Genomic DNA, 21,325 nt, shown 5'->3' with positions numbered 1-21,325 from the left:
ATGCTCTTCAATGTCTGTTGCTATGCATAAACTGACAGATCTCAACTATTCGTCAAGGTAGCAAATAGTTGAGAGCGGGCTGAATAGTTACAATTAATCGTTGGATATATATGCTTAGTTTACAAAGGGATGCACTATGCCCGGTTTAACTCTGAAAACTCGTTTTTATATTATTATTGCAATTCTGATTACCGCTTTTCTTGCTCTGTTTATCATGCAAAGATCTTTAATTGCAGAACAGGAAACCAGTTGGCAACAGCTCCGGGATGATGCGCTTGCCCGTGAAGAAGCCTTACTACTTATCAGGGAAAACGCCGGATATGGTGCTATGATACATAATTTTAAAAATTATGTGTTACGAGGACAGGAAAAGTATCACGGACGCATTATTAAGAACCACGACGCTATCCAGAAAACCATCACGGAATACCGCTCAATTGCTTCTATTACAGCTGAAGAAAGAAAGGCGCTGGATGATATTGAAGAGGTTTACCAGAAGTATCGTCATGAGACAGACCGGGTGGCAGGTTTTGTAAAGCAGGGCATGACAGCAGAGCAAATTGATGCGCAGGTGAAGATTAGCGATGACCCGGCGGTGAAAGGACTGGAGATTCTGGAAAACCAGTACCGTGTACTGGTTGATCAGTATACCCGTGATTTTGAACAGATGTCTGATTCAGGTGCCAATGCATCTTTGGCCGGTGTTGTTATTGCGCTGGTCGTATTACTGGGCAGTCTGTTATATATGAGCAGCTATATTACTATCCGGGTACGTAAATTTGATGAAGCAGTGGTTAATCTGTCCCAGGGAGAAGCCGATCTGTCTCGTCGTTTACCGGAAGAGGGCGGCGATGAGTTTGAATCTATTGCCCGACATATGAATCGTTTCATGGAGAAACAGAGTGAGCTGATTGGCACTGTTAAAGATCTGTCTCTGAGTATTCAGGCAGGCCTTAATCAGATTGAGGCTAACGAAAATGGTAATACTCAGCGCTTTAGTCGCCAGCAGGCAGAGACTGAACAATTAGCGACTGCCGTAGAAGAGATGGCTGCAACTGCCCATAGTGTAGCCGACAGCACCGGCAATGCCGTTCAGGCCGTTGATGATGCCAGGCATCATTTTGACAATGGCGTTGCAGCACTGGAGTCTTCCGTTGATCGTATGGAAGCTCTGGCCCGTGGTGTGCATGGTGCAGCCGATGTAATTAATTCTCTGAAAGAAAAAACAGATGAGATCGGTAATATCGTTGATGTGATTGGTGGTATCGCCGAACAGACTAATTTACTTGCACTGAATGCTGCAATTGAAGCTGCACGTGCAGGTGAACAGGGACGGGGCTTTGCGGTGGTTGCTGATGAAGTACGCACTCTGGCCAGCCGAACTCAGGAAAGTACTGAAGAAATTCGGCGCATGATTGAAGAACTACAGAAAGGATCTGAAAAAGCGGTATCCGTTATGGATTCCAGTGCTACAGACAGTAATGAATCGGTTGATAAAGTGAAATTTGCCGAAGATGCTATGCGACAGATTGCTGAAGAGATTCATCGAATATCTGAGCTTAATATGCAAATTGCTCAGGCTGCAGAGCAACAATCAGAGGTGACTGATACGATTAACCAGAATATCCACCGCATCACGACACTGTCTGAAGAAAATGCTGATGCAATGGGCGAAAACCACCAGGCTGTTATGAGTCTGAATCAGCGTACTCAGCAATTAGCTGATATGGTGAAACGATTTAAGCTGTAATTACCTTTCTTCTGTTGTACAGGCCTGATTTGTTGTCTGGCCGATATTGATGCAGAAAAGCCGCTTTACGTTAGTTGAGCGGCTTTTCCAGACACTACAAGTCATATTTTCTGTCTAAAATACCTCTGCATAAATATTTCTTGCCTCTCCGGCCAACGGTGTAAATATTGTAATGCTTTCGTGCAGGCATGACATTGCACTATTGATTTTTCTGAAAGCCGGGCACTTTTCACTTTTGAAGTTACTTTATGGAGTGGCCTGGCACTCTGTTAACTCAGAAATAAATGTCGAATGTCATCTTTATGTCAGAAAGTGGTATGGCCTTATTGAGTGCCCCCAGATATTCTATAACAAAAAGTTACATGAAATCAGAAAGATAAACTTTTCTTATAGACTCTATTGATCTGGCTGATCATTTCATTCTGCTTTTACTGAGATCGGAGGGGACTCAATGAGGCATTCTGCTCGATATCTGGTGCTGATATATCTATCGTTCGTCACTTTTGTTCTTATTTCAATCGGAATACCTGTTCAGGCCGCCCAGAAACACCTGGCTGATGATCTGGAAGTGGTGGCTTCTCAGCCATGGAAAATTGCCTATATCATTAAATCCGGAGAGCAGAATAATCCTTACTGGGAGCTGGTCAAACGCGGTGCTATTCAGGCTGAACGGGAGTTTCAGGTTCAGGTTGATATCATGTCCCCTCATAAAGAGAGGTATGATGTAGCGCTGCAGGTTGGGCTGATCGGGCAACTTAAAGAACAAGGATATGATGGTGCGATTATTGTGCCTATTGACAGTAATGTACTTGTTGCCCCGGTGGAGCGTCTGGTAGATAGTGGTATCCCTGTTATTATTCATGACACGCCTTTACATAGCAGCAAGGTACTGACACAACTTTCTTTTGATAATCATAACGCTGGCTACAGTGTGGCAGGTTGGGTAGTTGATCAGCTGGAAGGTAAGGGACAGGTTCTGATTCTGGAAGGATTGCAGGAGAGCCAGAATGCCGTTGAGAGACGAAATGGCTTTCTGGCTGGTCTGGCGCAATCTGAAATTGATGTGCTGGATATGCGTTCTGCCGGATGGTTGAGAACAGCTGCAACAGCGCAGGTACAGGAATGGTTAAAATTCTATCCGGATGTGGATGCTATTCTGGCTGCGAATGATGCGATGGCACTAGGGGCAGCAGAAGCGCTGGATTTAGCAGGACAAACAGCAGGTAATATTTTAGTGACTGGTGTCGATGGGAGTGAAGAAGCACTGAAAGCGATTAAAGATCAGGCACTGCATGCTTCGGTGGATCAATCTCCGTTGCAGCAAGCCAGGAAAGCCGTTCAGCTGATGGTGCGTCATCTTGAGCAGGGCGATACTTACCCCAGCTACTCTGTATGGCAACAGAGTCCTCTTATTACTTCTGATAATGTCGGCCAGTTCCTGGAGTAATTGATCTTGTCTATGTTCAATGTTTTTCTCTCCGGTATGAAAAGCTCTGGCTATTCTGACAGTGTGGCCCATGGGATCTATCTCAGGGTCTGTCTTTTGGGGGGGCTGGCACTATCAGGTATTCTGGGAATTATTGCTATTTCATCGTTTATGCTGTGGCAATCGATGCAGGACAGTATTTATGATAGCAAGCATCAGGGCTATGAGTTAACCCGGGATTTCTTTCAATCCCTTGAAGCGGATCTGAATCGACTGGCTGATTTTGTTTCAGTCACAGAGGATATCGATGAACTTCTGCTGACTTATATGGGGCGGGATCGGGCAATGATGAGCCTGAGTCTGGTTGATGCGGATGGCCATGTCCGTTTTCAGCAACCGTCATCAGGGGAGCACAAAGCAGATTTTTATCCGCAGCAACCCTGGTTATCACAAGTCCGGTCAGGGCAGACTTTTTTCCAGACCTACCAGCGCCATAAGCAGCCTTTACCCGGCTTGAGAATGGCGATTTCGGTCCCGGATAATAAAGGAAAATTCCGTCAGACACTGCTTGCAGAAGCCGACCTGTCACTGCTCTGGGCCGATCTCGGGCGTATTCGTGTTGGTGAGCAGGGGCATACTTTCCTTGCCGCTACTGATGGTCGGATTCTTCTGCATAGAAAGCTGAATTACACACTGAAGCAGCAATCCTTGCAAACACTGTTTTCAGTTGAAAGTGGGGATCTGCAGCACAGTGGTATCCAGCTGGTTGAGGATATTCATGGCAGCTACGGTTTGTTGTCCGTATCACCATTTAAGCAAGGACAATGGCTGCTAGTGGTTTTTCAGCCTTTGAAAGATTTTCAGATATGGTTTGTTCTGTCCCTGGCCATCGTTCTGATCTCTCTTACTATGATTGCCGGTCTGGTCATCTCAACAGGCCAGTTCACACGTTTACATCTGATGAGACCGCTGAGACAGCTATTAACCTCAGTACAGCATTTTGAACAGGGTGATTTTGACTACAGAGGTCAGTATCCGGACAAAAGTGAGCTGCACCATCTGGGATATACCCTGGATAATATGGCGAGCCGTCTGGGAAAAACACTGGCAGATCTGCATGACCGGCTGGAAGATCTGAAGCTCAGTCAGAATGCCGTTCAGGTCAGTCAGCGTCGTTATCAGGATATTCTGCATGCGGTACATGAAATCATTTTCCAGACAGATGATAAGGGGCGATGGGATTTTCTGAATCCAGCCTGGTATGAATTAACAGGTCATCGATGTGAAGAGAGTATGGGGTCTCAGGTCAAACAGTATATCTGCCCTGAAGACGTATCTGTTTTCTATGAAAACTATATGTCTCTTGTCAAAGGCGATGTAAAGCACTGCCATACAGAGATCAGAGTACAGCATGCCAGCGGCAGTATCTGCTGGCTGGAAGTATTTGCAAAAGTTCGTTTGGATGAAAAGGGTAATATCATAGGTACTGCAGGTACTATGATTGATATTTCTGACCGCAAGCATGCTGAAGAACAATCCAGATTGATATCTCAGGTTTATACTCATGCTCGAGAAGGTATTCTGATTACGGATCTGACCGGTAGTATAGTTGATGTTAACGATGCGTTCAGTCTGATTACCGGCTATGACAAAGATGATGTACTGGGACGGAATATCCGTAGTGTAAAAACGGGACTGGGGCTTGCAGAGAATCAAGGTTCAGATATCTGGTCCGAACTTCACAGTCAGGGCTTCTGGAGCGGTGAGCTCTGGAATCAGAAAAAAAATGGTGATAGTTATGCTGAACTGCTAACGATCAGTGCTGTTGATGATGACCAGAGCAACAGTGGCCACTATGTTGCCTTGTTTTCAGATATTACAGAACAGAAACGCTATCAGCAGCAACTGGAAATGATTGCTCATAATGATGCCCTGACAGGATTACCCAATAGATTAAGCCTGTCTGATTTTCTGTATAAAGCGATGGCAGAGACCGAGAAACATCGGCACCGCCTGGCCGTTGTTTATCTGGATCTGGATGGCTTTAAAGAGATCAATGATGTTTGCGGGCATGATAAAGGTGACTTGCTGTTGAAAGAGCTTTCCTCCCGTATGCAACAGTCTGTTAAAGATGGCGATATGCTGGCCAGACTAGGGGGAGATGAATTTGTTGCGGTACTCAGAGGTTTTCAGGAAACAGATGATGCCATAGCTATTCTGAAGCGTTTGCTGGCTGCCGCTTCTGCACCCGTGTATGTTGATGACCTGGAAATGCAGGTATCTGCCAGCCTTGGCGTCAGCTTTTTCCCTCAGGATGAACATCTGGATGCAGACCAGCTATTACGCCAGGCTGATCAGGCGATGTATAAAGCAAAGGTTGCGGGAAAAAACCGTTACTATCTGTTTGATGCCGCGAAAGATAAAGCTGACCGGGATGTTAATCTGTTCCTGGCCGAGATACGTCAGGCGCTGAATAATGATGAGTTTGTGCTCTTCTATCAGCCCAGGGTCAATATGCAATCAGGCGCGGTAAAAGGAGCTGAAGCTCTGATTCGCTGGCAACACCCTGAAAAGGGGCTGTTAGCGCCAGGGTATTTTCTACCGGCTATTGAAGATCATTCTCTTTCTGTTGAACTGGATCGCTGGGTGCTCAGAACGGCCCTTAAACAGATTGTTAAATGGCAACAGCTCAGCACGCCTCTGAGGGTCAGCGTTAATATTGGCGTACGCTATATTCAGCAAAAAGACTTTGTGACTCAGATTAAACAATTTCTGGATGACTTCCCGGAAGTTGATCCCTCCTCTCTGGAAATTGAGGTGCTGGAAAGTAATGCTCTGAAGGATATCAGTCATGTTTCTGAAGTTATTACTGAGTGTCAGCAGCTGGGTATTCTGTTTGCACTGGATGATTTCGGCACCGGTTATTCGACACTGACTTATCTGAAAAAGCTACCGGCTGATATCCTGAAAATTGACCGTAGCTTTGTCAGTGATCTGCTGTATGCGCCGGATAACCTGAGTATTCTGGAAGGTATTATGGGGCTGGCTGGTGCCTTTGGTCGCAGTGTGATAGCTGAAGGTGTGGAAACCGATGAACAAGGCGAGTTGCTGATTCAGTTAGGATGTGAACAGGGGCAAGGTTACGGCATTGCCCGACCTCTGCCTGAGGATCAGTTTCTGGAATGGCTGGACAACTGGCGGCCTGCTGAACGATGGTTACAGGCCAGGGATGTCTGTTCTGACAAGGTACCGGTCTTAATGGCAATGGTTGAGCATCGGGCCTGGATCAGACAGCTGGAACACTGTATCGAAGATGAAGGCTATCAGGTGCCGGTAATGGATCATCTGAACTGTCGGTTTGCTCGATGGCTGAAGGATGAAGGTGATAATGTCATTAAGAATTCTGCGCTGAGAAAGCTTGTGCACAGACAACATCAGATCGTTCATGAAACCGGGAATTATGTTCTGGATCTGAGAACTCAGGGGCAATACCTGTTGGCGCAAAAGGAACTGGTAGGCCTGTCAGAAGATAGAGAACGCTTGCTTGAGACGTTGCAAAAATTGCTGCATGACGATAATGATGCGCCTGTTCAGCCTGCCCTGGTTGATAACTTTTTTTGCTGATGTCTGTGATGTCAGCTCCTGATATCCGTTATGATGCTCCATCAGGAGTCTGTCATGGTTGTATCTGGATTGCTAAGTCATAGCTTTGTTCATGACCGATCTTCTTTTTATTTGGCAGATAATCTGGTTCCTTTGTAAGGGGCATCATAGTGTGACAGATATCGCTTCATGACTGACAGTATCAATCCCGGCAATACCTGTTACGTCAGCGGCAAGAGATGTCAGGCGTTGCCCTGAGTTCAGCCAGATTGCAGATAAACCTCCGGCAATGAAATTATCACAGGGGCCAACACTATTGGCCATAATTACAATCAGATCAGACTGCCTGGCAATTCGGGCGTAATGTTGATAAGCCTTACTCATTCCTGCATTATGTTTAGCAATTGATGCCAGATAAATACTGGCACCGGATTGTTTAGCACTGATCTGATGCTCATCTTGTAAGGATTCATAGCAGATAGCTGGTGCCAGAACTTCTTTACCACTGGGTATCAGCAGTTGCTCAGTACCAGGCTGAAAGAAAGGTTTCTCATCATTGTGCAGAATCTGTTTCGAATATAAAAGTGTCTCTTTATCAGGAATAAAGAACAGCAGGCTGATTGTGATGCTATGATCAGATCGGATTGGCGCACTGATCCCAATGATCATTCCATGCTGATCGCTAAGGGTCTGAAAGATTGAAAACCGGTGATCATCCTCTGTCATTGCAAGCTCTTCGGCTTGCTCAGGTTCATATCCTGTTAATGACAGTTCGGGAAAAAAGATCAGATCAATATTTTTGTCAGCAGCACACTGAATAAGACGTTTATATTGCGACAGGTTATATGTCAGATCAGCAGATTTTGTCTGGAACTGTGCGGCACAGACTCGCATGATGATATCCTCTCAGATTTTTCGGCAGCGAATACCTTGCAAAGAAAAGTAAGCTGTATTTGATAGTGTTCCTGCTTTTCTGACACGTTACAACTTCTCGTAACACCTGATCTTCATATTGGTAATCCAGGCAGTCAATAAAGATTAACAATTAGTGGAACAGCCATGAATGCTATCTCATCTGATACTGCAATAGACATAATGAACTTTGAAACTGAAAGGCTCAGAGTACGGCCATTTTCTCTGGATGATGCTGAGTTTGTTCTTAAGCATTTTAATGAACCTGACTTTATCTCAGGCATAGCGGATAAAGGGTTGAGAACACTGGATGATGCTCTCGACTATCTCCGGCAGGGGCCGATGCAGATGTATCTGAATAAAGGTTTCAGTCTGGGGTTGCTGGGTTGTCGGCAAACGGGAGCCTGCCTTGGAACCTGCGGTTTGATTCAGAGAGATTATTTACCTGAACCTGATGTAGGATACTCTCTGACCAGAGAGCACTGGGGCAAGGGATATATTCATGAGGCGGTGCAAATGCTGCTACAGCGCAGCCATGCTGCTGGATGGAAGACTCTGGCAGCCATTGTCAATCCGGATAATCGTAAATCAAGGGCTGTGCTGGAGCGTCTGGGATTTGCTGAAGAGGGTGAAATACACATTCCACCGGATAATATACGAGTGCTTCATATGCGTTGGAAGAATTATGCCTGATCCAGTGTTGCATCATTTTTCTGATGCTGATTAGCTTGCAGGCACTGGGTCAGTGCTGGCATGTTCTGAAAAAGGTCAGTCGTCAGGATTAACGGATAGTGATTGAAATAACACGGCCGCAAGAGTTGATACGTTTACGGCGTTTAGCTCTATCTGCACAAGGCCTGCTGAAATCTCAGCCTTATGGTCGAGGTTTAGCTGGGGCACGTAAAGCGATCAATCATATTGGTTACGTCCAGATTGATACTATTTCTGTGATAGAACGGGCACACAATCATGTGCTGTATTCCAGGGTTCCCGGATTCAGGCCAGATATGCTCCATCGTATGCTGCTGGATCGTGATGTTTTTGAATACTGGTCACACGCGGCGGCTTTTCTGCCGATCTCAGATTTTCGTTTTTCTCTGCCTTATAAAAATGCCATCAAAAGTGGTCAGGTCCACTGGTATAAAAAGCCAGACAGAAAACTGATGCAGGAACTGCTGGAGCGTATTCGTCAGGAAGGACCGATACGTTCGAGAGATATTGAAACCTGTAAAACAGATCGTGCGGGCTGGTGGGACTGGAAACCCGCCAAAAAAGCACTGGAGCAGTTATATATGGAAGGCGATCTGATGGTTAGCCAGAGAGAAGGCTTTCAGAAAGTCTATGATCTGACAGAGCGTGTCCTGCCATACGGCGTTGACACCAGAGTACCTTCAACAGAAGAACTGGCAGAACATCTGCTTGATCAGCATTTACGCTGTCATGGTCTTGCATCATTAAAAAGCGTTACTTATTTGCGTAAGAATACCGGTCTGCGAGCTGCAGTGAACAATCTGGTTAATGAACGCCTGACACAGGGTTCTCTGGAGCAAGTCAGAGTCAACGATGGCGAGACCTTTGTTGTGGCATCCGGGGCTTTTGATAGCCCATTGCCGAGATCAAATGCCCGTGTGCAGATTCTCTCTCCGTTTGATAACAGTGTTATTCAGCGTGATCGGCTTAAGGCTCTTTTCCAGTATCATTACCAACTGGAATGCTATCTGCCAGAGACTAAACGTCAGTATGGTTATTTCTGTCTGCCACTGTTGTATCGTGATGAGTTTATTGGCCGGATGGATTGCAAAGCCCACAGGAAAGAGGGACGACTGGAAGTCAGAGCGTTATACTTTGAAAATCACTCTTTTGATGAGGACGAGGTTATTACTGCATTAGCGGATGCCCTGCCCCGTTTCTGTCAGTTCCAGCAGTGTCAGTCTGTCTCCTTAACGAATGTTTATCCTGCATATCTGACTCATCGATTTTCCCGGCAGTTTTTGTCTTAATACTTATGCTGAGCAACTGATATTGAACCAGTCTGCTTGCGATGATGTCAGATAGCCGTACAATCCGATCTTATTTCTGACTACACAACTCGCTGTGTCACGTATTGTTTTACTAAAGGTTTTTAAGAGATATTAATCATGGGTACATTTAATAAACTGGTTATTGCTTCAGTTACAGTCATGGCTGTATCGACCCAGGTCGCCGTGGCAAACCCTTTCTCGGCTCTTGAGCCTGCCAGTAACTCTCAGCATGGTTATTTGTATGATGAAGAGAGTGATACTCAGGAAAACTCTGAGTCTTCAGAGCAGAATGAAATTTCTGAACCTGCCCGGACAGCAGAGCAGAATACAACGGCTGAATCTGAAACCAGTACTAAACCGCATAAACAACCGGAACCTGTTGTCGTATCAGAACAGAAGCAGGTAGCTACTCCGGAGGTTATCATTACTGAAGAGCCTGTCAGTGTTTCAGAATCGGTCAATACGTCGGAACGAGAAGTGAATGAACAGAAAAACACCGTGAAATCTGCGAGTGTGACTGAGCAAAAGAGCCCTGCTGAACGTACTGTGCAGCCTGTGATTGAACCAGAGCAGGACAATACTCGTTCTGAAGTAGCTGTTACCCGGACTAAAAAAGATCCTTTTGCAGCTCTTGAACCATCAGGCAACTCTCAGCATGGTTATCTGTACTCTGAAGAAGAAATGGAAGCTGAGTCAGTCACTTCTGCAGTATCTCAGCAACAGAGTAAAGCATCTGCCGCGACAGACAAAAAACAGCAGGACGATGGTGTTCTCAGCTCGCTTCAGAAACTTGATCTGGATTCAGCCGTTAAAAAGCTGACGAATAATCTGGATGAAATCACTTTTTCTGAAGGCGTTGATGAAGAGGTATTCAAAGGCCTGGAACCCGGACCCGGATCAAGATAAGGCTTCTGATTCTGTTCCATGTCGATTCATCTGAACAGAAACAGGTCTGAATTCTCCAGCCCGTTAGCCGGAGAATTCTTTTCCTTTTACAGAAGTGCTGCTCAGATACTTTGTAGTTTCTGCACTGCCAGTCGACCGGTTTCACACAGCTCACTGCCGTCTTCATCCATATAAGCAATAATTTGCTGTTTCATCGATCTGGCCCAGAACTTTTGCAAATGAGTGGCCGTAGCGTCAGCCGTCTGTTCCGGACTTCTGTCATAGCTGTTGTTATCAATAATCTGGTTCAGCATAACCAGCAGTTGTTCCCGTTGAGTACGCATAACTTACTCCTGTCCTGTCAATCAAACAGAGCCTGCTTGCTCTGCTTTAATGATTCTGTCTGATCTCAGAATGTTGTATTGTTCTGAGTATAAAGAATAAAACGCTGATTCCGGGCGAAAGCAATCAGGTTGATTCCACTTTGCACAGCTTGTTCTACAGCCAGAGCCGTAGGCGCAGAGATAGCTACCAGATTGCTGATACCGGCACTGGCGGTTTTCTGCACCATTTCATAGCTGGCCCGACTGGATATCAGTAAAAAGCCCTGTTTCAGGTCTGTTTTTTCTGTTACCAGATAGCCAATCAGTTTATCCAGTGCATTATGGCGACCGACATCCTCTCTGATTGCCAGAGGCTGGCCTGTTAAATCAGCCCACACGGCAGCGTGAGATGCTCCGGTCATTTTTTTCAGTGACTGATGGGCTGTCATTTCTGACAGGGCCTGTTCAATCGTATCCGGTGATGGCAACGGCGCAGCATCAACGGAAGCTAATGGCCGGATAGCCTGCTCCAGAGATTCTGTTCCGCATAAGCCACATCCCGTTCTGCCTGCAAGATTACGCCGTCTCTGCTTCAGTTCCATCATACGCTGGCTGGAAATTTCAATATTGACTGACCAGCCCTGGCACTGCCGAGTGACGTCAATATCGTAAATTTCTGATGGGGAGTGTATCAGTCCTTCGCTGATACTGAAGCCCAGAGCAAACTCATCCAGGTGATCCGGTGTGGCCATCATAACCGCATGAGAAATGCCGTTGTAAACCAGAGCAACGGGTTGTTCTTCTGCCAGATTGTCCAGCAAATCTTCAGAAGACCAGCCTGAAGCCGACTGTGACCAGCGCTGCACCGCTCTGGTGGTGTATCCCCGTGACGGAGTCGTGTCAGCCTGTTGATGATCTGATTTAAGCTGCTGCATACCCTGTGATCTCATAGAATCAGTCCGGGCAGAGAGTATCTCTGCCCGTAATACCCGGAAAATAAATCAGCGTACCCGTATCGCCTGAGCCTGTTCTTCACGGCCCTTACGCAGATGCTCGAGCTGTTCATCCTCAAAGCGGCGGAAGTTTTGCTGCCATTGTGAGGGCTGACTGACTTTCTCAACCTGAACGGCCGTTACTTTATACTCAGGACAGTTGGTTGCCCAGTCTGAACTGTCTGTTGTGATCACGTTAGCGCCACTGCCCGGATGGTGGAATGTAGTATAAACCACGCCTGGCTGCATGCGCTCACTGATGCTGGCTCGCATCACTGTATCACCGGCGCGACTGCGGATACCCAGCCAGTCGCCATCGCTGATACCTCTCAACTCTGCATCGGCCGGATGGATTTCCAGAATATCTTCATCATGCCAGGCCTGGTTAGCCGTGCGTCGGGTCTGAGCCCCCACGTTATACTGAGACAGAATGCGTCCTGTTGTCAGTAACAGCGGGAAGCGCGAGGTGGACTTTTCAGATGTCGGAACATACTGAGTGACCGCAAACTGACCTTCTCCGATTGGGAAATCCTCGACGTGCATGGTCGGAGAGCCATCCGGGAATTCCTCATTGCATGGCCACTGAATGCTGCCCATCTCTTCCAGTTTCTGATAGCTGACACCGGTAAAGGTCGGGGTCAGTTCTGCAATTTCATCCATGATTTCGGATGGATGTTTGTAATCCATCGGATAGCCCAGAGCATTGGACAGCATGACAGTCACTTCCCAGTCCTGCTTTCCACCCAGTGGTGTCATCACTTTACGCACCCGGTTAATACGGCGCTCGGCGTTAGTAAAGGTGCCATCTTTTTCCAGGAAGGTTGAACCTGGCAACAGTACATGAGCAAATTTAGCGGTTTCATTCAGGAAAATATCCTGAACAATCAGAATATCCAGTGCTTCCAGAGCTGCTTCAACATGCTGGGTATTCGGATCTGACTGAGCGATATCTTCACCCTGGACATACATGCCCTTGAATTCTCCGGCTAGTGCCGAGTCAAACATGTTTGGAATTCGCAGGCCAGGTTCATGATCCAGAGTGACTCCCCAGCGAGCCTCAAAACGCGCTCTGGCGATATCGTCAGCAACATGCTGATAGCCCGGCAGATCATGAGGGAAGGAGCCCATATCGCAGGAACCCTGAACATTATTCTGACCACGCAGAGGATTTACGCCCACGCCTTCACGGCCAATATTGCCTGTAGCCATCGCCAGGTTAGCAATGCCCATTACCGTAGTAGAGCCCTGGCTGTGCTCGGTTACTCCCAGTCCGTAATAGATGGCACTATTACCGGCTTCTGCAAACCAGAGTGCTGCTTTGCGAATATCTGACGCAGCTACACCGGTAACCTCTTCAACAGCTTCTGGTGAATTTTCCGGTTGCTGAATAAAGGCTCTCCAGCGCTGATAGTTATCATCATCGCAGCGCTTACTGATAAAGTCGGCATCTTCAAGACCTTCGCTAACAATAACATGAGCCAGCGCATTGATCATGGCTACATTGGTACCCGGACGAAGCTGAAGATGAACCGCATTGCCCAGATGAGGGGTTTTCAGCAGATCAATGCTTCGAGGATCGATCACGATCAGCTTAGCACCCTGGCGCAGTCGTTTACGCAGCAGAGAACCAAACACCGGGTGGGCATCGGTCGGATTAGCACCCATAACCAGTACGGTGTCAGACTGAAGCACAGATTCAAAGGTCTGTGTACCGGCAGCTTCGCCCATAGTGACTTTCAGACCGTAACCGGTCGGACTATGGCAAACACGAGCACAGGTATCTGTATTGTTATTACCAAAAGCGGCGCGGATCAGTTTCTGAACCAGATAAGTCTCTTCATTGGTACAGCGGGAAGAGGTGATACCGCCAATACTTTCACGACCGTATTTAGTCTGGGTTTCCTGTAGTCTTCGAGCGGAGAATTCAATGGCTTCTTCCCAGCTGACTTTTTTCCAGGGCTGATCGATAGAATCCCTGATCATAGGTTCAGTAATACGGTCTTTGTGGGTGGCATAACCAAACGCAAAGCGACCTTTAACGCAGGAGTGGCCCATATTGGCCTTACCACCTTTGTAAGGCACCATACGAATCACTTCTTCGCCTTTCATTTCTGCTTTAAAGGAACAGCCGACACCACAATAGGCACAAGTCGTCACGACGCTGTGATCCGGTTGTCCCTGCTCAATCACATTGTTTTCAATCAGAGTGGCCGTTGGGCAGGCCTGTACACAGGCGCCGCAGGATACACAGTCTGAGTCCAGAAAGTTCTCTTTCTGACCTGCGCTGATAGTGGATTTAAAGCCCCGGTTATCAACGGTCAGCGCGAAGGTGCCCTGAACTTCGCCACAGGCACGAACGCAGCGACTGCAGACGATACATTTGCTGGCATCAAAGGTGAAATAAGGGTTGGAAGTATCTTTTTCCGCATCCAGATGGTTGTCGCCACTGAAACCGTAGCGAACTTCTCGCAAGCCAACTGCTCCGGCCATATCCTGAAGTTCACAATCACCGTTAGCCGGGCAGGTCAGGCAGTCCAGCGGGTGATCTGAAATATACAGCTCCATGATATTGCGACGTAATTTCGCCAATTTCCCGGACTGAGTACGCACTTTCATGCCGCTTTCGGCTGGTGTCGTACAGGAGGCAGGCATACCTCTTCGACCTTCAATCTCTACCGCGCAGAGTCGGCAGGAACCGTAAGACTCCAGGTTATCAGATGCACAGAGTTTTGGGATATTAATATCTGCCAGTGCTGCGGCTCTCATCACAGAGGTGCCTTGTGGTACTGTGATTTCATAGCCGTCGATATCCAGACTGATCATCTGCTCAGACTGACTGGCGGGTGTACCATAATCTTTATCCGGGACTACGTTCAGTTCCAGATTCTGGCTTTTGGGGTCAAATATCTCGATCATGCTGGCTGTCCTCCGGTGTTTTGCTCTTGTGCGCTGTCTGAGGATGTCTTCTGAGTATAGCCGGACCAGTCATCCGGGAAGTGCTGCACGGCACTCTGCACAGGGAAAGGTGTCATTCCGCCCATGGCACAGAGGGAACCATGAATCATGGTGTCGCACAGGTCTTCCAGCAGTTCCATGTTGGCCTCAGGGTTTTCCTTGCTGCGTATCCGGTCGATCACTTCAACCCCACGGGTTGAACCGATACGGCATGGCGTGCATTTACCACAGGATTCTTCGACACAGAACTCCATCGAGAAACGCGCCTGTTCACTCATATCCACGGTATCATCGAATACGACAATACCACCATGTCCCAGTACTGCTCCCACAGCCGAGAAAGCTTCATAGTCCAGTTCTGTGTTCCACTGGCTTTCAGGCAGATACGCACCCAGAGGGCCGCCGACCTGAATCGCTTTCATAGGACGTCCGGATGCGGTGCCACCGGCAAAGTCATCCAGCAGCTGCTGAAGGGTGGTGCCAAACGCCAGCTCGACCAGGCCACCCTGCTGAAGGTTGCCTGCCAGCTGAAAAGGCAGGGTGCCCCTGGAACGCCCCATGCCATAATCTGCGTAGGATTGGCCGCCTTCCGCCAGAATATAAGGCACAGCCGCCAGAGAGAGTACGTTATTAACAATCGTTGGCTGGCCAAACAGACCTTCAATAGCGGGGAGTGGTGGTTTAGCCCGTACCAGACCTCGCTTACCTTCCAGACTTTCCAGCAGTGAGGTTTCTTCTCCGCAAATATAAGCTGCAGCGCCAAGGCGCACTTCAAGATGGAAGCGCTTACCACTGCCGCAGATATCATCTCCGAGAAAGCCAGCTTCGTATGCGTTAGCGATGGCTTCATTGAGAATCTGGTGAGCAACAGGATATTCCTGACGCAGGTAGATATAGCCCTGGTCTGCTCCCACAGCCAGACCGGCAATGGTCATGCCTTCGACCAGCATCAGCGGGTCGGCTTCCATCACCATACGGTCAGCAAAAGTACCGGAGTCTCCTTCATCGGCATTGCAGACGATATATTTCTGAGGACCTGCGCAATCCAGTACCGTTTGCCATTTAATACCTGTGGGGAATGCTGCTCCGCCCCGGCCCCGAAGACCTGATGCTTTAACCTCATCGACAATATTTTGCTCTGTCAGAGCCAGCGCTTTCTTCAGGCCTTTAAAACCGTCATGAGCCTGGTAGTCGGCAATAGACACAGGGTCAGTAATGCCTGCCCGGGCAAATGTCAGTCGTTGCTGTTTTTTCAGGAAAGGCAGCTCTTCGGCCTTCCCCAGAGCTAAATCATGCGACTGCTCTCCCTGGAACAAACCCGATTCAACCAGGCTGTCGACATCCTTCGGACTGACAGGTCCCCAGGCGACACGCCCTGTTGATGTCTGCACCTCAATCATAGGTTCCAGCCAGAAAACACCCCGGGAGCCGTTACGGATAATTTCAATCTGTGCTTCAGGATGATCTTGCTGGTATTGCTCTGCTGCCTGTTGAATCAGGCGTGCCACTTTATTACCTTCCAGAGCGATCGTGGTGGTATCTCTGGGAATAAAGACTTTAATTTGCTCAGACATTATTCTTGCTCTCCATCAGAGATCGGCTGCAAACTGACAGGTGCTGCGGATAATTCCTCAACCAGCTCATCAAATTTCTGATTGTCGACGCGTCCGATAATATCGTCACCAACCCGAATAGTCGGGCCGCAGGAACAGTTACCCAGACAATACACAGCATCCAGACTGAACTCTTTATCAGCCGTTGTGCCGTGATAGTCGATACCCAGTTTTTCTTTGGCGTGAGCTTCTAATGTGCGGACTCCGCGAGCCTGGCAGGCTTCTGCCCGACAGATCTGGATCTGATTTCGTCCGGGAGGTGTCTGACGAAAATAGTGGTAAAAGCTGATCACACCGTGAATCTCAGCTCGTGTTTGCTGTAGAGCATCAGCAATCAAAGGCACTGATTCAGGCGGAATATAGCCTTCGGATTTCTGAATCTCATGAAGAATAGGCAGCAGAGCGCCTGGTTTATCTTTAAGAGAACCTATAATCTCCTGCACGGACCGGAGATTCCACTCTCTATAACTACTCATATGGCTAACCTGTCACGTCTGAGAGCCCTGTCTGATCCGAAACCCTGTCAGCATCGGCATGAATGAAATATTCAGCAGCCTTCTACAAGCAGCAGAAGATAGGGTGTTTACTGAGATATTTATCTGCTCAATGCCTGGTATCAGTGTACGGCCGGTCCTGTGCTCTGACTGTTGTTATTTAATTATAAAATATGAACTTGATTTCATATATTTTTCTTTGGGATTTACCCCTGATCAGGCTAAAGTTAGCACCAACACAGGGTTACTGGAATATGAAATATTATGCCTATTAAGGAAGTACAGATTAAACCTGCCTGGACCTTCTGTGATGAACGGGGAAGACAGCTGGAACCACAGCTTTTTAATTTGCTGAGAGGTGTACATGAGTTTGGCAAATTAACCGCTGCTGCAAAGCAGGTCGGGATTTCATACCGGCATGCCTGGAATCTGTTAAATAAGTGGACGGATTTTTTTGGTGCTGAACTGGTTATCCTGCAAAAAGGTAAGGGTGCCTGGCTATCTCCGTTGGGTGAGAAGTTGTTATGGGCAGAGCAGAGAGTCAGTGCGAGGCTGGAACCCCAGCTGAAAAACCTGGCATCGGAGTTGAACCTGGAAATAAGAAAAACACTGGAAGAAAATAATCCAGTAATCAGGATTCATGCCAGTCATGGTTATGCGGTGGCACTGCTGCCCGAACACAATGATGGCTTTCAGATTGACCTGCAGTATATGAGTGCCGTGGATGCTCTGGCCTCTTTAGGACGAGGTCAGTGTGATATAGCAGGTTTTCATCTTCCGGTTAAGCATCTGAGTGAAGCTCTGTTTCATACGTATAGTCAGTTTATTAAAAAGGATCACTATCAGGTGATTCGTTTTATTACACGGCAGCAGGGTTTGATTGTTGCAGCAGGTAATCCCCTTGGTATCAAGGGGTTCCAGGATCTGATACGAGAAGATGTGACCTTCATTAACCGGGAAAAAGGATCTGGTTCCAGAGCCTTGCTGGATGAATTATTGTGCCGGAGCGCCATATCCCCAGAGCAGATTAATGGATTTAACGCTGAAGAGTTTACTCACTCTGCTATTGCTGCCTATGTGGCAGCAGGAATGGCCGATACCGGTTTTGGTGTTGAAGCCGCGGCCGCCCGGTTTGGTCTGGACTTTATTCCTGTTGAGCAGGAAAATTATCTTCTGGTCTGCCATCAGGATTTCTTGCAAGGTCTGGCGATGGAGCGTTTCCAGGCTATGCTGGCTCATGCTGACTTTATTGCTGCCATTGAAGCTTTGCCAGGTTACCGGGCTGAAGGTTGTGGTGATGTGATTGATATCGATACTCTGTGGGCTTCTTCGGACCGTCAGGCTTCTAAGGTTGTATGATAAAAATACCAAGGGCTAAGCAGATTGAGCCCTTTGGTTAAGTTGCTGGATCAAAGAATGAAAGAAACAGATCTCTATCTTCCTGTTAAACGCTATCTTCAGTCGCAGGGGTACGATGTAAAAGGAGAAGTTCAGCATTGTGATGTCGTGGCTATCAGGAGGGATGAACTGCCAGTCATTGTTGAACTGAAGCTGGCGCTGAATCTGAATCTGGTATTACAGGCGGTAGATCGTCTTGCTTTATCGTCAACCGTCTATGTTGCTGTTCCTTCAAGTAATCGCTTACTTCGACAGCAGCGTAAACGTGTGCTGAAGCTTTTTCGGATGCTGGGGCTCGGCCTGATAACCGTGGATACCGAGGCAGGAGCTTCGGAGGTGACTGAGGCTTCAGCGGTTGATGTATTACTTGATCCAGGGGCATATCAGCCCCGTGAGTCCCGTTGCAGGCAGCAACGCTTATTAGGAGAGTTTGAAAAACGGGTCGGTGATCCTGATCAGGGTGGGGCTGATCCCCGGAAAGGGCGGATAACAGCCTATCGCCAGCAGGCACTGGCTATCGCAGATTATCTTACTGTGTATGGTCCGGCCAAAGCGTCCGATATTGCTTATTCACTGAATAACCCGAAAACCCGGGATATTCTTTATCGCAATGTGTATGGCTGGTTTGAACGAGGCGAAGCCAGAGGGATCTACTGTTTATCCCCTCGGGGTGAAAGAGAGTTGCCTGAGTGGAAAAGTCGAGTGGGATAACTATCTTGCAAACTACCGGCTTGCAGGAGGTGCTTCCTTGATATTGATATGGATTACAAGGCCCTGGCGGTTACCCTCCGTGTCGTATTTATTACTGGCACTGATATCTCCATTGTTCAGGCGAACGCCTTCCCGAGCAATTGTCAGGCCGACGCCGATACTTTTACCCCCTGGCGTCCGGGCGTTATCTGCCCGGAAGAAAGGATCAAATAACTGTTCCAGCTGCTCTTCTTCTACTCCGGGCCCCTGATCTTCAATAGTCAGCTGTATGGAGCGATCCTGGGATTGTTTTATTTGTAGCTTTATCTCACCTGCCTCAGGAGAGAAGCGAATTCCATTGCGTAATATATTCTCCAGGGCGCGCTTCAGTGGCTTTTCAATACCGGAGAAGTTCATCACCGGTTTATCCGCGTTCAGTCGTATCTGAACATGCTTCTGATCCGCTTCTATCTGTAGCCTGTGTTTGATTTCAGTGCATAGTTGATGCAGGTCGAAAGATTCTGCCTGAATATCTTGTCCAGGGCTCTGCCAGCGTTGCAGAGTTAATAACTCCTCTACCAGTTGATCCAGTGTTTCAATTTCATCATCAATTCTGATAATCAGCTGATCCTGGTTTTTGCTCTCAGGGTGTTTAAGCAGTTCAGAAGCAACCCGGATTCTGGCCATAGGGGATCTGAGTTCATGGGATACATCTCTGAGCAGTTGTTTTTGTTGTTCAAGCAGAGTATGGACATTGGCGCTGAGAGCGTTCAGCTCTTTACCCAGGTCTCCCAGGGAGTCTTTGCGGCGTGCTATTCGGGTATCTATACTGCCGTGAAAACGATTGTCATGCCAGCTTCTGATATCTTTGCTCAGCCTTTTTATCGGGCGGGTTACAAAGAAAGCTACAAACAGGCTGATCGTAATAATTGCCAGCAGGATAGGCCATAACGGTCTGGGGGGCGGTGGTGGCATGTCCCTTTCTGGTTTAATCATCAGCCAGAATGATGTATTGCCAGCCTCCGGGATCGTCAGATCCAGCTTTTTTTCTTTATTCCAGTGTCGATCAAGCCAGGTGTTAATACGATCTCTGGGTTCCCAACGAGGTTTAAAACCCATGATGGCTAAAGGTGAGTGTGAGTCAACCAGCAGAATATAAGGCGCTCTGTGATTATTCTGCCTTACCCAGTGCCTGAGTCCACGAAGTCCCTGTTCTTTATATACGCTTTCTATCTGCTGCTGGTAATCTGAAATAATATCTTCATTCAGCATTTTTTCGTCGGTTTTATCTCTCCAGTATGCTGTCAGAGCACTGGTAACCAGTAATGCTGATAGGCAGATAAGGAATATGCGAATGAATAGCAGTATCATGAAAGTGTTTCTGCCGGGTTATATCTGTAACCAACACCTCTGACTGTTTCAATCGTTCTGGCAATACAGGCTGGAATTTTTTTTCTGAGATTGCTGATGTGCATATCAAGGCTACGATCGTAACTGGTCAGGGGTTTGCCCAGAATATCCTGCGAGAGCTGTTGTTTGCTCAGAGTGGTATCGGGCTGTTTTATCAGAGCTTCAAACAGATCAAATTCTGTCGCTGTCAGATGAATCTCCTGAGTATCGGCAAGTACTCGTCTGGCCTGGGAGTCAAAGACAAACTCTCCCTTATCTGTCGGTAATTTGAGCGTTGTATTCTGAATAGAGGCTGGTTGAGGAGCCACACGCCTGAGAATAGCTTTTAGTCGGGCAGACAGTTCTCTGGGATTGCAGGGTTTTGGCAGATAATCATCAGCACCCAGCTCAAGACCAATAATTCTGTCTGTATCTTCTCCTCTCGCTGTGAGCATCAGAACCGGAATCTGGCTGGACTCTCTGATCTGTTTCAGGACGTCCAGACCGCTGCAGCCGGGCAGCATAATATCCAGAACAATAACGTCGGGTGTCATACCGGAAGCCAGTTCAGGCACCACTTCGTTACCTTTATGCAGGCAACTGACCTGGAACTGATCAAGTTGCAGATACTGACTCAGCAGATCACACAAGGCGACATCATCATCTACTATTAAAATACGGTTCATAATCACTTCTCTTTTCTTCTGAAGCTATTTTAGCGTCAAAAAGGGTTTGAATTACGCTTTGACGGGAGAATTTACAATATTTTTACATCCTGGTGTTTTTTATTGATTGTATTCAGGGTGTAACTTTTTTAGCATCACTTTAAAGTATTGTTGTTAAAAGTTTTTTTGAAATTTTGTTGATTGCATAA

At 47.4% G+C, this 21,325-nt stretch carries 16 protein-coding genes; 8 read left to right on the top strand and 8 right to left on the bottom strand.

Annotated features, from left to right (window positions below):
• The first annotated feature begins 136 nt into the window (after window positions 1-136).
• The 3 genes from H4O21_RS09565 to H4O21_RS09555 all read left to right on the top strand — a co-directional run bounded on the left by H4O21_RS09565 (window position 137) and on the right by H4O21_RS09555 (window position 6,800).
• Window positions 137-1,750, top strand: coding sequence for a methyl-accepting chemotaxis protein (locus tag H4O21_RS09565; protein ID WP_182808631.1), 1,614 nt, complete (start codon window positions 137-139; stop codon window positions 1,748-1,750).
• Window positions 1,751-2,201: 451 nt separating this feature from the next.
• Entirely contained in the window at window positions 2,202-3,197 is a 996-nt protein-coding gene (locus tag H4O21_RS09560; RefSeq protein ID WP_182808630.1) for a sugar ABC transporter substrate-binding protein, read from the top strand.
• Between the two features lie 12 nt (window positions 3,198-3,209).
• On the top strand, window positions 3,210-6,800 hold the full coding sequence (locus H4O21_RS09555) for an EAL domain-containing protein (protein ID WP_255487235.1): 3,591 nt from the start codon (window positions 3,210-3,212) through the stop codon (window positions 6,798-6,800).
• Window positions 6,801-6,944: 144 nt separating this feature from the next.
• Here the strand turns inward: H4O21_RS09555 and H4O21_RS09550 are convergent, their stop codons facing one another.
• On the bottom strand, window positions 6,945-7,673 hold the full coding sequence (locus H4O21_RS09550) for a carbon-nitrogen hydrolase family protein (RefSeq protein ID WP_182808628.1): 729 nt from the start codon (window positions 7,671-7,673) through the stop codon (window positions 6,945-6,947).
• 165 nt (window positions 7,674-7,838) lie between these two features.
• On the opposite strand from H4O21_RS09550, the gene H4O21_RS09545 reads away from it, so the two are divergent.
• From H4O21_RS09545 to H4O21_RS09535, 3 genes are all read left to right on the top strand, one after another.
• Window positions 7,839-8,384, top strand: coding sequence for a GNAT family N-acetyltransferase (locus tag H4O21_RS09545; protein WP_182808627.1), 546 nt, complete (start codon window positions 7,839-7,841; stop codon window positions 8,382-8,384).
• 98 nt (window positions 8,385-8,482) lie between these two features.
• Window positions 8,483-9,691: a winged helix-turn-helix domain-containing protein gene (locus tag H4O21_RS09540; protein ID WP_182808626.1), complete on the top strand. Its 1,209-nt coding sequence runs from the start codon at window positions 8,483-8,485 to the stop codon at window positions 9,689-9,691.
• Window positions 9,692-9,829: 138 nt separating this feature from the next.
• Complete coding sequence (locus tag H4O21_RS09535; RefSeq protein ID WP_182808625.1) at window positions 9,830-10,618, top strand: hypothetical protein; 789 nt, start codon at window positions 9,830-9,832, stop codon at window positions 10,616-10,618.
• A gap of 101 nt (window positions 10,619-10,719) precedes the next feature.
• Here the strand turns inward: H4O21_RS09535 and H4O21_RS09530 are convergent, their stop codons facing one another.
• From H4O21_RS09530 to H4O21_RS09510, 5 genes are all read right to left on the bottom strand, one after another.
• A complete protein-coding gene (locus H4O21_RS09530) occupies window positions 10,720-10,941 on the bottom strand; it encodes a formate dehydrogenase subunit delta (protein WP_182808624.1) in 222 nt (73 codons plus the stop codon).
• Between the two features lie 65 nt (window positions 10,942-11,006).
• A complete protein-coding gene (fdhD, locus tag H4O21_RS09525; RefSeq protein ID WP_255487230.1) occupies window positions 11,007-11,870 on the bottom strand; it encodes a formate dehydrogenase accessory sulfurtransferase FdhD in 864 nt (287 codons plus the stop codon).
• A 51-nt stretch (window positions 11,871-11,921) separates the two neighbouring features.
• The gene (fdhF, locus tag H4O21_RS09520) at window positions 11,922-14,828 is read right to left on the bottom strand and encodes a formate dehydrogenase subunit alpha (RefSeq protein WP_182808623.1); all 2,907 of its coding nucleotides are present in this window, start codon (window positions 14,826-14,828) and stop codon (window positions 11,922-11,924) included.
• Window positions 14,825-16,441 (bottom strand): formate dehydrogenase beta subunit, encoded by a 1,617-nt coding sequence (locus H4O21_RS09515; protein ID WP_182808622.1) that lies wholly within the window; start codon window positions 16,439-16,441, stop codon window positions 14,825-14,827. Before H4O21_RS09515 ends, fdhF begins: the two co-directional genes overlap by 4 nt.
• Window positions 16,441-16,956 carry a formate dehydrogenase subunit gamma gene (locus H4O21_RS09510; RefSeq protein WP_182808621.1) on the bottom strand — a complete coding sequence of 172 codons (516 nt, stop codon included), beginning with the start codon at window positions 16,954-16,956 and terminating at the stop codon, window positions 16,441-16,443. The genes H4O21_RS09515 and H4O21_RS09510 overlap by 1 nt, the downstream gene beginning before the upstream one ends.
• A gap of 282 nt (window positions 16,957-17,238) precedes the next feature.
• Between H4O21_RS09510 and H4O21_RS09505 the strand changes: the two genes are divergently transcribed.
• Window positions 17,239-18,333, top strand: a complete 1,095-nt coding sequence (locus H4O21_RS09505) for a substrate-binding domain-containing protein (protein ID WP_220495592.1) — start codon at window positions 17,239-17,241, stop codon at window positions 18,331-18,333.
• Window positions 18,334-18,390: 57 nt separating this feature from the next.
• The gene (locus H4O21_RS09500) at window positions 18,391-19,083 is read left to right on the top strand and encodes a DUF2161 domain-containing phosphodiesterase (RefSeq protein ID WP_182808620.1); all 693 of its coding nucleotides are present in this window, start codon (window positions 18,391-18,393) and stop codon (window positions 19,081-19,083) included.
• Window positions 19,084-19,095: 12 nt separating this feature from the next.
• Here the strand turns inward: H4O21_RS09500 and H4O21_RS09495 are convergent, their stop codons facing one another.
• Complete coding sequence (locus H4O21_RS09495) at window positions 19,096-20,433, bottom strand: sensor histidine kinase (protein WP_182808619.1); 1,338 nt, start codon at window positions 20,431-20,433, stop codon at window positions 19,096-19,098.
• The gene (locus H4O21_RS09490; protein WP_182808618.1) at window positions 20,430-21,137 is read right to left on the bottom strand and encodes a response regulator transcription factor; all 708 of its coding nucleotides are present in this window, start codon (window positions 21,135-21,137) and stop codon (window positions 20,430-20,432) included. Before H4O21_RS09490 ends, H4O21_RS09495 begins: the two co-directional genes overlap by 4 nt.
• Window positions 21,138-21,325: the final 188 nt, after the last annotated feature.

The organism is Oceanospirillum sediminis, assembly GCF_014164585.1.
GTDB lineage: Bacteria > Pseudomonadota > Gammaproteobacteria > Pseudomonadales > Halomonadaceae > Oceanospirillum > Oceanospirillum sediminis.
The sequence above is the reverse complement of the archived record's forward strand: the minus strand, read 5'-3'. Positions and strand labels throughout refer to the sequence as shown.